Source organism: Streptomyces sp. NPDC050287, assembly GCF_044459385.1.
Classification (GTDB): Bacteria; Actinomycetota; Actinomycetes; order Streptomycetales; family Streptomycetaceae; genus Streptomyces.
Genome location: NZ_JBITIY010000001.1, coordinates 1110305 through 1123484 on the forward strand (window position 1 = coordinate 1110305; position 13180 = coordinate 1123484).

Consider the following 13180-nt stretch of genomic DNA (forward strand, 5'->3'; position numbering starts at 1 on the left):
TATGCGGATGCGCGGGGGCGGCCGTCCGGGGAGGAGGGCGGCCGCCGGTCCGTGCGGGCGGCGTCAGCCCTTGACGGGCTTCAGCGACGTGAGCACGAGGACCGTGCTGCCGTTGCGGTTGCCGAGGGTGGCGTACGGGTTCTTCTCGGTGGGCCAGCCGGTGAAGCGGGCGTCCGTGTACGCGCCCCACTCGGGGCCGGTGAACAGCGGGACGACGGGCGCGTCCTTGTTGTACAGCTCCTGCAGGCCGTTCGTCTGCTCGCGCTGCGTCTTCTCGTCCGTGGCGGCGGCGAAGGCGTCGATGAGCTTGTCGGCCTTCTTGTCGCCGAAGCGGTGGTAGTTCTCCGTGGCCTGCTTGCCGACCGGCTGCACCATCTTGGTCGACATCACGCCGCGGTAGTACTCGTACGGGGTGGCGCCGTTGTTGCTCCACACGATGCCGGTGTCGAAGGTGCCGGTGTTGTACGAGGAAGAGACCGCCGACCAGTCGGGCGTCTTCACGGTGGCGGTGATGCCGACCTTCGCCAGGTCCTGCTTGATGATGTTGGCGACCGAGATCCAGTCGGAGGAGGCGGAGCCAACGGAGATGTCGAGGGTGAAGTTCTTGCCGTTCTTCAGCTTCCGCTTGCCGCCGCTCTCCTTGTAGCCGGCCGCGTCGAGGGCCTTGGCTGCCGCGTCGGTGTCGTACTTCGTCCAGGTACAGGAGGCGGCCAGCGACGTGTCACGCCACTTGTCGTAGGTGTGGGCCAGGCCCGTGCAGTCGGCGGGTTCGGCGTAGCCGTTCATCGCGACCTTGGTGATCTGGTCGCGGTCGACCGCCATGCTGAGCGCCTTGCGCGCGGCCGGGTCGTTGAACGGCGCCTTGGTGGTGTTCAACTGCCAGTTGATCATGGCGCCGGTGGCCGGGAACCAGTAGTGGTTGTGCTTCTTGTCCTTGGCGACGAAGGACTTCTCGATGTCCGGGATGAACGACTGCGTCCAGTCCACCTCGCCGTTGGTGAAGGCGATGTTGGCGCTGTCGTTGCCGGAGAAGGCGAGCATCTGGATGCCGGCGATCTGCTGCTTGTCCGGCTGCCAGTAGTCGGGGTTCTTGCGCAGCTCGTACGACTGGCTCTGGAACTTCTCGATCTTGGTGTACGGGCCGGTGCCGACCGGGTTCGGGTTGGTGAACTTCGCCGGGTCCTTCACCTTGGACCAGATGTGCTTCGGCAGGATGTAGTGGCCGCTGATCTCGTAGAAGGCGGTCGAGAACGCCTTGTTGAAGGAGAACTTCACCGTGTGGGCGTCGACCGCGGTGACCTTGTCGAGGTAGTCGAAGCCACCGAGCACCTTCTTCTGGAGCTCGAAGGTGTAGACGACGTCGTCGGCGGTGAGCGCCTGGCCGTCCGACCACTTGACGCCGTCGCGCAGCGTGAAGGTGAGGGACTTGCCGTCCTTGGCCTGCTCCCAGTTGGTGGCCAGCCACGGCGTGTCCTTGGCATCCGCCATGCTGTGTACCGCCAGCGGCTCGTAGACCGCCTGGAGGGTCATGGGGGCGGCCTGCGGGGAGAGCGGGTTGAAATTGCGCGTGAACGTCGCCAGATCCTCACGCGGGATGGTGAGCAGCTGGTTGCCGGAGGTGTCACCGGCGCCGGAGGCGCCCGAGCCACCCGTACAGGCGGACAGGACCAGGGCCGCGGCGGCGGTCGCGGTGACCGCTCTCAGGACGGCTCGTGGCCGCCGTGAAGGTATGCGGGAGGGTGCCATAATGGAGACTCTTTTCCTCTCTTCAACACACAGGGCGAAGACGGGGACGGGATTCCTCGGCGGACTGATTAGCGGTCAGACCGACGAGCGTTCGAGCAGCGGGCAGTCGATCGTCACCCGATGGGTGTCGAGCGGCTGCCCCGCTGCGAGAGCGGCGAGCATGTCGATGCCCTTGGTGCCCATGGCCTCGAAGGGCAGGGCGAGCGTCGTCAGCTTCGGCCGCAGATAGGCGGCGATGAGTTCCTGGTTGTCGAACCCCACCACGGCCACGTCGTGCGGGATGCGCAGTCCACGTTCCTTGATCGCGTCGTACGCGCCCATCGCCATCCGGTCGTTTCCGCAGAACAGCGCGGTCGGCCGGTCGCCGGCCGGGCGGTCAAGGAGTTCGCAGGCGGCGTCATAGGCGCCGTCGGCGGTCGCCCAGCCGGGGACGACGAGGGAGGGGTCGGGGGTGATCCCGGCCTCGCGCAGGGCACGTTCGTACCCCTCGCGCCTGCCGATGGCGGCCGGGATCGCCGGGTCGAGGTTGATCAACCCGATGCGGGTGTGACCGGCGTCCAGGAGCCGGCGGGTCGCCTTGTATCCCCCCGACACCTCGTCGGGCAGGATGCACGGCAGCTCCCCTTCGGCGTCGTAGCAGTTGACGAGCACCGTCGGCACCTCCCGGGCGGCCTTGGGCAGCGTGACGGCGCGGTGCCAGGTCGTGGCGTACAGGAGCCCCTCCACGCGGTGCTCCAGCATCTGGTCGAGCGCGGCAGCCTCCTGGGCGGGGTCGCCCTCGCTCGCGGCGATCAGCAGGAACCTCCGCTCACCCCAGGCGCGGCTCTGCGCGCCCGTGATCACCTCCCCCGCGAAGGGACCGGTCACGATCTCGGTGATCAGCCCGAACCACCCGCTGCGGTTCGCGGCCAGCGCCCGCGCCCCGGCGTTGGGCCGGTAGCCGAGCTCGTCGATCGCCTCCAGGATCCGCCGACGGGTCTCCTCGGGGATGGCGGCGCCGGGCTTGTCGTTGAGGACGAAGGAGACGGTGGTCCGCGAGACACCCGCGTGGCGCGCCACATCGCTCATGGTCACGCGCTGCGTCTTGTTCGTGGCCACTTCCAGTCCCTTTCGGCCGCCGGAGGTGAGACAGCACCTCCGGTTACGCGCTTTAATAACGCGCGTTACTTCCGTGTGGCAGGGAAGTTACGTCCGTCTTGAGCGGCATGTCAATACCTACGCATGGGCCGCATCAGGTCACCGGCCCGGTGCCCTTCGCCCCCCGCGCTCCTCCCGAGAGAGGCAAACAACCACCATGGCCCGACCCCAGGCCCCCAGCAGCGTCACCGTCCTCGGCGAGTGCGTCGCCGACGCCTTCACCGACCCCCGCCCGGTCCAGCTCCGATGACCTCGCGCTGCGCGACCTGCCCGGTGGCGGTCCCGCCGACACCGCCGTCGCCCTCGCCCGCTCGGTACCCCCACCCGCTTCCTCGGGCGCTTCTCCACGGATGTCTTCGGCACCCTCTTCCGTGCCCGCCTCAGCGACTCCGGCGTCGACCTGACCGGCAGCGTGACCGCCCCCGAGCCCAGCACCCTCGCCGTCGCCGACCTCGACGAGACCGGCCAGGCCACCTACACCTTCTACGCCGACAGCGCGGCCGACTGGCAGTGGACCGACGACGAACTCGCCGGCGCCCGGCTGGACGATGCGGCCTGCCTGCACACCGGCTCCCTGGCGCTGATACAGCAGCCTGGCGGTACCCGTATCGAGGACCACCTCGCCAAGGCCCGCGAGCACGTCACCGTGTCCATCGACCCCAACGTCCGCCCCCTGCTCGTACCGCCCGCCGCCTACCGCGAACGGCTCCCCCACTGGTGCGCCCTCGCCGACGTCCTTCGCCTCAGCGAGGACGACCTCGCGCTGCTGCTTCCCGGTACCGACCCCGAGGAGGCGTGCGACACCTGGCACACCGCCGGCGCGCGCCTCGTCGTCATCACCTTGGGCGGACGGGGCGCCCTCGCCTCCCTCGACGGTCTCCGCGTCACCTTCGCGGCCCCGGCGATCGATGTCGTCGACACCGTCGGCGCCGGGGACTCCTCCTTCGGGGATCTTGGCGGTCCTTGCCGATCATTACCGATTCACGCCGTTCTTGCAGGTCAGACGTGCTGATCCGTGTCAGCCCTGTGCAGTGCCTGTCGGTCTGTTCCTGTCCTTGTGGCCCCTCAATGGCCCCTGGGGGTCGACGAGTTGGACACTTGCCACAGCAGCAGCCGCGTCCGCCCTGTTCAGCCGAGTGGCTGGAACCCTTCGCGCAGCGGAGTCCCTTACCGACGCGATGATGCTCCATCCCAGGCCACCGGGGTGGAGCATCATCCCTGACGTCACGAGGCGATCCCGCCCACCGGACTGTGCATCGACCTGGGTAGCGGCGCGTCGATCGGGTCAGCCGAGAACGTAGGTCTCATCACCGAAGTCAGCGACGATCTTCAGCTTGCCGCCGAGCGCCTTGACGTAGGCAGCGAGGGTGTCGACCTCGCTGCGCTCCAGTTGGCCCTTCTCGATGCGTGAGACGCGGGCCTGGGTGACACCCATGGCTTCGGCGACCTGGACCTGCGTGGTGTGCTGTCGCTTCCGCAACTCGGCGAGGCGGTGCACACGGGAGGCCAGGACCATCGCCTGCGCCCCCTTCCGGATCTGATCCTTTTCGGCATCAGTGAAGGCGAAATCCTCGGCCAGGTCCCCCCAGGAGACGGCCTGCGGGTCCTTGAGGTGATCAGTCATCGTGCCCCGTCCTCTCCATCGATTCGCTTCAGATGCTCCGCATATGCCTGCTCCGCCTGAGGCACCGCGACGCGGTACCAGCCGGACCAGTTGCCCGCCTTGTCACCGCCGACCAGGATCACGGCCTGGCGGTCAGGGTCGAACACGAACAACAACCGCACTTCCGTGGCCCCCGCCGAGCCGGGGCGGAGCTCCTTGAGGTTCGACAGCACCGAGCCTTTGATCGTGTCCACCAGAGGCCGGCCCAGCGCGGGCCCTTCCTCCTGAAGAGCGGTGACAGCCTGGCTGACCTGAATCAGGGTGTCGGGTCGGTACGGCGCAGGCCGTGAAGCCACGAAAGAGCTGGCTCGACCACGACAATCTTCCAAGCCATGCACGCATCCGTCATCTGCAATTTATTACACTGGCAGCATACACCACTGACGTCATAATGACAGATGTGGGACCAGGCCGGCCCGGTCAGGTTGGCCGGCTCTCGGGTCTTGCATCAGGAGGCGGCGCGGGTGCGATCGGCGGCGACGGGTTGGGGAAGCCGGAATGGTACGTACGACACCCAGCGCCGCGCCACCATGTGCATCGCAGCCGAATGGAGGCTGCTCGACGACCCGCGCGGCCAGGAGCGCCGGGCCTGGGCCCTCGGGGGCCGGCGAAGTCACGGTGACCGTGCAGCACCGGCTGCCATCGCGTCCGTGATGACATCGGACGGTACCTTGCAGCAGTTGCATGCCGCATCGTCCGGGCCGCCCGGCGCGACGGCTCACCACCGACCCGCCTCGCCTGAGGTTTCCCCGAGATCTTCAAGTGGTCGCTTCACCCACGTAGGCGTGGCCGCGGGCGCCGGCCTCCGTCCCCACCGGCCCCGGCGACAGTGCCCGCCTCGTCCACGTCCGCGGACACCGAACGCTGCGTGACCCGGTACACACACTGACCGTGTCCGTCGGGGTACAAGTCGGTCGCCCGATGCGATGCACTGTCGGGGCGCATCAGCCCGCGGCGGGCGACCGCTGTCGCGACGCTCGCTTGGGCCGTCAGGCGCAGGGGCACTGTCGGAGCGCCACGACGCGCAACTCGTGGAGGCCGTCCATGGCTGCCCGCCCATGCCTCGCCGCGCGGTCGGCGGCCCAGTGCAGGGACTCGCTCGCGGTCAGGAACACCACCGCGTCGGCGGTGGGCTGAAGATCTGCGGGCAATCCACGGGGCGGGCGCCTTGGTCAGGCACCGAGCCATTGGGTATCCCCCTCGGCCGGAGAGCCTCGATGCTTCCGGCCGAGGGGGGCGGCCGGACCGGTCTGCCCTGACTTACAGACCGGGCCGGCGGTTACGGCGATTGCGGGTCGGTTGGATCCGCGCTCGCCCTGTTTACGAGTCGCACTGCGTCGCGTCGCCTGCCGGGTGCCTGGTGGGCACCTGCAGTGACGTGCCGGGCTTGACCTTGCGCACGTCATCGCTGCCGATGCCGACCCGTACGGGAAGCGGCGTACCGGAGCGCAGGGTCAACTTCGTCGTCTTCTGACCGACAGACAGGTCGAACGTGCGCCCCTGCCATTTCACCCCGGTGATGTTGACGCCGGGCAGCTGCGGCGGCAGGAAGGGGTCGATGGTGATCGCGTCGGTTCCCCAGCGCATCCCCGTGAACCCGTAGAGGAACTCCTGAAGGTAGCCGCCCTGGCCGGTGGTGAAGTTGAACGCTCCTCCGTTGCGTGTCTCGTACCACTGGTTGAACGGTGCGGCCTGGTACGGCTCGGCGCTGTTGCGGAGGTAGTCGTAGACCTGGCAGCCCGGCGATCCGAGGGCCGCGCCGTTGATGGCGGCGATCGCGTCCGTCATGGACGGACCGCCCGGGTCGGTGTGCTCCTTGTAGTAGTCGAGGTCGTTCTGGGCCAGGCCGGCCGACATCGGCACACCCCACGGGTACTGCAGCAGGGTGATGTCGGCCTGCTTGACGGTCTGCCCGTCGTAGCCGTCGAACTCGGGATGGATGTTGTTCTTGGTGTCCACCGGAATCTTCAGGCCGTCGGCAACCTTTTTCCACGCCGGGTCGGCGGTCCGGCCCACGAGTTGGGCGGCGCGGGTCGCGATGCGCAGGGATTCCTGCGCGCCGGCGTTGGTGGTGGCGCTGTTGTCGACCGGGTAGTTGTACTCGTCCGGGCCCATGACGCCGTTGATGTCGTAGCCACCGGAGGAGTTGGGTACGGCGCGGGTGGCCCAGTAGTCGGCGATGCCCTTCAGCACCGGCCAGGCTTTGTCCCGCAGCCACACCTTGTCGCCGCTCGCCTGGTAGTACTGCCACTGCGCCAGGGCGATGTCGGAGTTGATGTGGATCTCGTACGTGCCCCACGGGTCGGGGGCCGTCTCCTTCCCGGTCAGCGCGCTCTCCCAGGCGAACTTGGCGCCCTTGATCGGCTGGCTGGGCGTGGACAGCTTGGCGGCGTTCGCCTCGGCCGCGGACAGCAGCTTCTGCCGGTAGGAGTTCGCCCCGTTGGCGATGTCGGGGTACTGGGCGAGCAGAGCCGGGTACATCCAGGTCTCCATGTCCCAGAACACGTGACCGCTGTAGCCGTCCGAGGACAGCCCGCCCGGGCTGGTGCTCCAGGTGACACCGGGGCGCATGCTCGCGAGGAGGTAGAACATCGACGCGTGGATCTGCGCGGTCATGGCGGTGTCACCGGGGATCGAGATGCCCGACTGCCACAGCCGTGACCACTCCTTGTCGTTGCGCGCGAGCAGCTGCTGGTAGCCGGCCTTGGCGGCGCGGGCCGCGGTACTCGCTGCGGCCTGCTGCGGGGTCGCGGCCTTCAGCGACCGGTCGGTGTCGATGCTGGAGGCGATGCCCACGTACTTCGTGATCCGGTACGTCTGACCGGCGCGGACCGGGAACACGGCGCTCTGCGCGGCGCTGCCGTCGTCGGGTACGGCCATCGCCTTCGTCGGCACGGCCTTGTCGTCGATGCGCAGTACCGAGTTGAGCCCGGCGGTGGCGAGTTTGCCATCGGTCACAACGGTCTGGGACAGCGTCGCTGCCTTGCCGTTCACGTGCGGGTCGGTGGTGGAGGCGCGGTGCAGGCCCCGGCCGTCGAACTCGTCCACGACGGTGGCCGTTCCGCTCCAGTGCGGTACGACGCGCACGTTCACCGTGCCCAGATGGCCCTCCGCGCGGTTGGCGTTGACCTCGTAGGCGAAGCTGGTTGTGTCCCCTTCGGGCGAGGTCCAGTCGAACGACGTGCTCAGCACCCCGGTGCGCAAGTCCAGGGACTGCCGGTACTTGCTGGTGGTGCCGACCGTGATGGGGGCGATGTCGGTGGGGGGCTGTGCGCCTTCCGGATACGCCGCGAGGTAGTCGACGTTCACCCGCGCCGTGTCACCGTCCTTGACGGTGATCTCGAGTGTGTTGTCACCGGCCGTCAGCGTCACCGGCACGGTCATCACCGCCCAGCTGTCCCAACTGCCGGTGCTGGGCACGGTGAGTTGCTGAAGGGTGCCGTTGACGCCGACGTGGATCGTCTGCGGGTCGCCGCTGCCGTTGGAGTACCGGATGGCCAGCGTGGCCTTGCCGGCCGGCGCGTCACGGATCGGGACGACGCCGGTGCCGCCGACCGTCGGCCCACCGGTGTTCAGGCCGGCCAGGTAGCCGCCCACGATCCCGCCCGGATGGGAGTTCTCGACGAACGCGCCGCCGGAGATCTTTCCGTACGCGGCCGGGCAGAGCTGGTTGAATCCGCAGGACCAGCTGCCGATGCCATAGACACCGCCGCTGCCGCTGCCGCCGAAGCCGAGCGTGGTCCAGGTTGGCAGGCTGGCCCGCTCCTCGGCCCCTTCCCAGGGAGCGCCGTAGAAGCCGGCCAGCTCGGACTGGGTGGCGATGGGCGTGCTGCCGTAGCCGTGGCCCGCCGCGGGCACCCGCGCGGCGAGGTAGCCGTTGCCGACGAACGTCGGGGCGTAGTTCTTCGAGGTGTCGGTCGTGCTCAGCACCCAGCCGTCGTCGCTGCCGGACTTACCCGGTTCGGGTGCGGACAAGGCGGGCACCGCCGCTGTACTCAGGAGCAGGCCGGCGAGGGCCAGCCCGATGGACGCCGTCCTCCTGGTCGTGCGTGCGCGGGCATGTGGGCGGACAGTCGCCGACGGCGTCACGGATTCTGTGGTCCGGAAGCGGACCTGGGCGTCGGCTCCGGCGCGGTCACCCGGACTGATCACCGCTGATACCGCGGTTGTCGCCGCGGCCGTGAAACGGGCCCAGGCCGACCTGCGGCGCGAGGCACCGAGCCTCATTCCTATGTCGCCTACGGCCTCGCCGTATTCCTTTTCCTTCATCGAAACGCCACCTCCTTGAGGGTGGTACGCGTGGCTGGGTCACGACGGCCTGCCGATGCGGCTCGCAGAGCGGCGTCGCGGTGTATGGCCCAGACCACGAGGGGAAGTTGTGGGGGGCGGGGTTCGGGTTCAGGCCGAACGTGTGGTGAAGATCGCTGCGGCGCCGGCGGGCAGGCGGTAGCTGTACGTCGTGTCGCCCCACGGGACGTCGAACGTGGCAGTGCTGCCGCCGGAGTTGTAGACGGCCGTCAGCCGGGTGCCGTCGGGCAGTACCGCGCTCCTTCGCTGAACACCCTTGGTCGCGCTCGCGCTTGAGGTGGTCTTGCCGTCGGGGGCGAGCACGGACAGGTCGTGGATGGACCACCAGCTTCCGGAGCTGGCCTTGTTGGTCACCCGGATGTAGCGGGCGGTTGTGGTGGGCAGCAGGATCCGGGCCACGGTGCTACCGGCACCGATGGCGATCGGCTTGCTCCACGTGGTGCCGTCGTCGGAGGTGGACACCTCGTACTGGCGGACGAAGTCGCCGGACGAGGCTGTGGTGTCCAGGACGACCTGGTTGAGGGTCTGGGTGGAGCCGAGGTCGACCTGGAACCAGTCGCCCGGCTGCATGCCGTGTCCCAGGCTCCAGCGGGTGGCGGGGTCGCCGTCGATGGCCTTGGACGGCGGGTCGTCCGAGCTGCTCGCGGAGGCTGTCGCCTGCCAGACGTCGCGGGACAGGGCCGTCTCGCCGGTGGGCGGGGTGAGGGAGGCGCCGGTGGGCAGGGTGTAGCCGAGCCACTGGTCGCCGAGGCGGAGCTGGGGCTGCTGGGCGAGGAGGCTGCTGTCGTAGCTGATCAGGGCCTTGCTGCCGTCAGGGTTTTGGAAGGGGACGTCGACGGAGCCGATGGCCGCGGGGTCGGTGCCGCCGCTCTGATTGCCCGTCCAGGTGAACGTCGCGGCCGCTCCCGCAGGCAGGGTGTAGCTGAAGTGGCGGTTGCCCCAGCCGACGGTGAAGGTGCGGGCGCCGGTGCCCGAGTTGTAAGTGACCAGGGCGGTGGAGCCGTCGGGGTTGGTGAAGGCGACGTCTTCGACGCTGCCCTTGCCGAAGGTGTTGGAGGCGACCCGGCGCGCGCCGGGCTGGACGAACTTGCTGGCCTGGGCGAGCCCCCAGTAGTCGGCCGTCGGCGTGTACGACCACGTGCCGTCGGCGTTCTGTGCGACCGTCACCACCGGGCGGCAGCCGTCACATCCGTTGTTCCGGGGGCCGCCTGCGCTGTCCAGGGCCATGTTCCAGCGGACGATGCTCTGGGCCCAGTTCCGGGGGCCGTTGATGACATTGTCCATCGTCCCGGCGAAGCCGCCCTGTTCGTCGCCCTCCCAGGTGCCGCCGGAGCACTCGGTCTGGAAGGCGGGCTTGTCGGGGTAGTCGTTGTGGGCGACGCTCTGCGCCGTCACGTCACCGGCGTAGCAGTGCCAGGCCGTGCCGGCGACGCTTTGGGCGGCAGCCGGGTCGGTGTACAGGGACTCGGGGTAGCTGGTGACATCCCAGTTGTGGTCGTAGCCCAGGATGCCGGTGGACAGGCCCTGCTTGCGCAGTGTCGGGGCGAGGTAGCCGGTGACGAACGTCTTTTCCTGGTCCGCGGGCAGGGACATGCCCGGGTAGGTGGAGGGCTCGTACAGCGGCTCGTTCTGCGGGCTGACGTAGCGCACCGGCACTCCGGCCGCCGCGTACGCCTTGAGGAACTTCGCGAAGTAGTCGGCGTACGCCTGGTAGGCGTCCGGCTTGAGCCGGCCCGTGACCATCGAGCCGCTGGTCTTCATCCAGCCCGGCGCGCTCCACGGGGTTGTCATGACGGTCAGCTGCGGGTTGATCCGGCCGGCCTGCTTGAGCAGGGGGATCGTGTAGGCCCGGTCGTGGTCGACGCTGAAGTGCGCGAGCGTGGGGTCGCTCTGGCCGGCGGGCAGGTCGTCGTAGGAGTAGTTGCCGCTCACGGAGAAGTCGCTGGCGCCCATCGGCTGGCGCAGGAAGCTCAGGCCGATGCCGTCGCGGCGGCTGAACAGGTCACGCATCAGGGCGTTGCGCTGTGCGTTGCCGAGCTTGGTGCCGACCAGCCAGGCGGAGGAGTCGGTGAACGAGGCCCCGAAGCCGGCCATCGGCTGGTACGCGCGCCTGGTGTCCACGGTGATCGCCGAGCCGGAGGAGCCGGCCGGTGCGGGGCCCGCCTTCCAGGTAACCGGCGCTTGCTTGGCCAGGCGGGTATCGGTGGACAGGTCGGTGAGCCAGACCTGGGCCTTGCCGAGTGCGGGGGCGGCGGAGGCGGGGGTGGCTGCCGGCAGGACGGAGAACGTGGCGAGCAGGGTCGTGGCGGCTGCGAGAGCGGCCCGGCGCCGTTGCCGGAGGGTGGGTCTCATGATGCGGCTCCTTGCGTGTGGTGCAGAGCTGAACTGCGGTGCTGCTGAACCGGCGCGTGGGGGGGCGGGAGGGCGCCGGAGCAGGGGTCACTTCAGTCCGGTGGTGGCGATGCCGGCGACGAAGTGGCGCTGGAAGAGCAGGAAGACGATCATCACCGGGAGCAGGACGACGACGCTGCCGGCGAGGAGGATGCCGAAGCGGGTGAAGTCCTGTCCGCTGCTGGCCAGGGCGAGGCCGACGGGGAGGGTGTACTGGTCCTCGTTCTGGGCCACGACCAGCGGCCACAGGAAGTTGTTCCAGGAGCCGAGGAAGGTGATGATCCCCAGCGTGGCGAGGGCCGGTCTGGTCAGCGGAAGGATGATCTTCCAGAAGGTGGCCAGTTCGCCGCAGCCGTCGACGCGGGCGGCGTCGATGAGTTCGTCGGGCAGGGTGGAGATGAACTGCCGCATCAGGAACACCCCGAACGGTGCGGCCAGGAACGGCAGGATCAGCCCGAGCAGTGAGCCGGTCAGCTTCATGTTGGCCACCAGCACGTACAGCGGTACGAACGTGACCAGGCCCGGCACCATCAGCGTCGCGATGACCAGGGTGAACACGGCACGCCGACCGCGGAATTCGAGCTTGGCCAGGGCGTAGCCGAGCATCGAGCAGAAGAGCAGATTGCCCGCGGTGACGGCCAGGGCCACGATCACCGAGTTGGCGAACATGGTCGTGAAGTCCAGGCTCTTGAACAGCTGCCGGTAGTTCGCGAACGTGGGCGCGGTGGGGATCAGCACGGGCGGGATCTTGCGGATGTCGGCCTCGGGCTTGACGGAGCCCGACAGCATCCACAAGAACGGTGTGATCATCAGCAGCAGGCAGCCGAAGAGCGGCAGGTACAGCCAGGGCTGGCCCCAGGTCTGCCGGATGCGGCGGCGGCGCAGTGCCCGGTCGGTGTCCGCTTGTCCGGTGCGAGGGTGGGTGAGGGTGCTCATGGCAGTCAGTCCTTGTCTCGCAGCACGCGGAACTGCAGCACGGTCAGCGCCACGATGAGGACGAACACGACGTAGCCGGCCGCGGTGGCCATGTCGTAGTTGCCGTTGCCGAACTGCTTGTAGGCGTACAACGTGGCCGACAAGGTCGAGTCCAGGGGTCCGCCGTCGGTCATCACGAACGGCTCGTCGAAGAACTGCAGATAGCCGATGCCGGTGGTCACCGCGGTCAGCAGCAGAGCGGGACGCAGCAGGGGGAAGGTGACCCGCCAGAAGCGTTGCCAGGCCCCGGCGCCGTCGAGTTCGGCCGCCTCCATCAAGGACTGCGGCACGGACTGCAGACCCGCCAGCATGATGATCATCACTGTGCCGAGGTTGCGCCACACGGCCATCACGATCATGACGGGCAGCGCGAAGCGGGTGTCCGCCAGCCAGGCCGGCCCGTCGATCCCGAACCAGGCCAGGACGGTGTTCACCAGCCCCGCCCGCGGTTCCAGAAGCGTCTTCCACACCACGGCCACGGCCACGACGCTGGTGATCACCGGCAGATAGAAGCCGACCCGGAACAGGGCCCGGAAACGGCGGATGCCGCTGTTCAGGACGACCGCCGCGGCCAGCCCGGTGGCCAACGTCAGCGGCAGACCCACCAGAACGAACACGGCCGTGTTACGCAGCGCATGAACGAACTGCTCGTCCTCAAACAGCCGGGTGTAGTTGTCGAAGCCGATGAACGACACGTTCAACGGGGTCCGCAGATCGGCGCTTTGCGTGTCGGTCAGGCTCATCAGCATCGACCAGACGACCGGCAGCAGCATGAAGGCGAGGAACAGGGCGAGGAACGGGGCCGCGAGGATCCACGCGGCCCGGGTCTGGCGACCCTGCGCGGTACGCCGCAACCGGGGTGAAACGGTTCGGCGGCGGGCCGCCGACTGCCGGCCGGCGGCGTCGCGCTCCTTGGTGCCCTGCCCGGAAACGGTGCTCGTGGGCATGGTTGTCATCCGT

The 13180-nt window shown here is 68.7% G+C and carries 9 protein-coding genes and 1 pseudogene; 1 reads left to right on the forward strand and 9 read right to left on the reverse strand.

Features of this window, described 5'->3' with window-relative positions; all coding sequences use genetic code 11:
* Positions 1-63: 63 nt before the first annotated feature.
* Both ACIBK3_RS04860 and ACIBK3_RS04865 read right to left on the reverse strand, forming a co-directional pair.
* A complete protein-coding gene (locus ACIBK3_RS04860) occupies positions 64-1746 on the reverse strand; it encodes an ABC transporter substrate-binding protein (RefSeq protein WP_399361885.1) in 1683 nt (560 codons plus the stop codon).
* 75 nt (positions 1747-1821) lie between these two features.
* The gene (locus ACIBK3_RS04865) at positions 1822-2844 is read right to left on the reverse strand and encodes a LacI family DNA-binding transcriptional regulator (RefSeq protein ID WP_399361887.1); all 1023 of its coding nucleotides are present in this window, start codon (positions 2842-2844) and stop codon (positions 1822-1824) included.
* A 409-nt stretch (positions 2845-3253) separates the two neighbouring features.
* Between ACIBK3_RS04865 and ACIBK3_RS04870 the strand changes: the two are divergent.
* Positions 3254-3895 (forward strand): annotated as a pseudogene (locus ACIBK3_RS04870) (PfkB family carbohydrate kinase); the annotation flags it as partial.
* Between the two features lie 273 nt (positions 3896-4168).
* On the opposite strand, the gene ACIBK3_RS04875 reads toward ACIBK3_RS04870, so the two are convergent.
* The 7 genes from ACIBK3_RS04875 to ACIBK3_RS04905 form a co-directional block, all read right to left on the reverse strand.
* The gene (locus ACIBK3_RS04875; protein ID WP_201049311.1) at positions 4169-4507 is read right to left on the reverse strand and encodes an XRE family transcriptional regulator; all 339 of its coding nucleotides are present in this window, start codon (positions 4505-4507) and stop codon (positions 4169-4171) included.
* Positions 4504-4884, reverse strand: a complete 381-nt coding sequence (locus ACIBK3_RS04880) for a type II toxin-antitoxin system RelE/ParE family toxin (protein ID WP_399361889.1) — start codon at positions 4882-4884, stop codon at positions 4504-4506. The genes ACIBK3_RS04875 and ACIBK3_RS04880 overlap by 4 nt, the downstream gene beginning before the upstream one ends.
* Positions 4885-5535: 651 nt before the next feature.
* Positions 5536-5697 (reverse strand): hypothetical protein, encoded by a 162-nt coding sequence (locus ACIBK3_RS04885; RefSeq protein ID WP_399361891.1) that lies wholly within the window; start codon positions 5695-5697, stop codon positions 5536-5538.
* 169 nt (positions 5698-5866) lie between these two features.
* The gene (locus tag ACIBK3_RS04890) at positions 5867-8815 is read right to left on the reverse strand and encodes a glycosyl hydrolase family 65 protein (protein WP_399361893.1); all 2949 of its coding nucleotides are present in this window, start codon (positions 8813-8815) and stop codon (positions 5867-5869) included.
* A gap of 129 nt (positions 8816-8944) precedes the next feature.
* The gene (locus tag ACIBK3_RS04895; protein ID WP_399361895.1) at positions 8945-11206 is read right to left on the reverse strand and encodes a glycoside hydrolase family 30 beta sandwich domain-containing protein; all 2262 of its coding nucleotides are present in this window, start codon (positions 11204-11206) and stop codon (positions 8945-8947) included.
* Between the two features lie 87 nt (positions 11207-11293).
* Positions 11294-12181, reverse strand: coding sequence for a carbohydrate ABC transporter permease (locus ACIBK3_RS04900; protein WP_399361897.1), 888 nt, complete (start codon positions 12179-12181; stop codon positions 11294-11296).
* Between the two features lie 5 nt (positions 12182-12186).
* A complete protein-coding gene (locus ACIBK3_RS04905; protein ID WP_399361899.1) occupies positions 12187-13176 on the reverse strand; it encodes a carbohydrate ABC transporter permease in 990 nt (329 codons plus the stop codon).
* Between the last annotated feature and the right edge of the window lie 4 nt (positions 13177-13180).

Coding starts and splice junctions, on each gene's coding strand:
- ACIBK3_RS04875 (WP_201049311.1), bottom strand. CDS start 4,507: ATGACTGATCACCTCAAGGACCCGCAGGCCGTCTCCTGGGGGGACCTG.
- ACIBK3_RS04905 (WP_399361899.1), bottom strand. CDS start 13,176: ATGACAACCATGCCCACGAGCACCGTTTCCGGGCAGGGCACCAAGGAG.
- ACIBK3_RS04895 (WP_399361895.1), bottom strand. CDS start 11,206: ATGAGACCCACCCTCCGGCAACGGCGCCGGGCCGCTCTCGCAGCCGCC.
- ACIBK3_RS04900 (WP_399361897.1), bottom strand. CDS start 12,181: ATGAGCACCCTCACCCACCCTCGCACCGGACAAGCGGACACCGACCGG.
- ACIBK3_RS04860 (WP_399361885.1), bottom strand. CDS start 1,746: ATGGCACCCTCCCGCATACCTTCACGGCGGCCACGAGCCGTCCTGAGA.
- ACIBK3_RS04890 (WP_399361893.1), bottom strand. CDS start 8,815: ATGAAGGAAAAGGAATACGGCGAGGCCGTAGGCGACATAGGAATGAGG.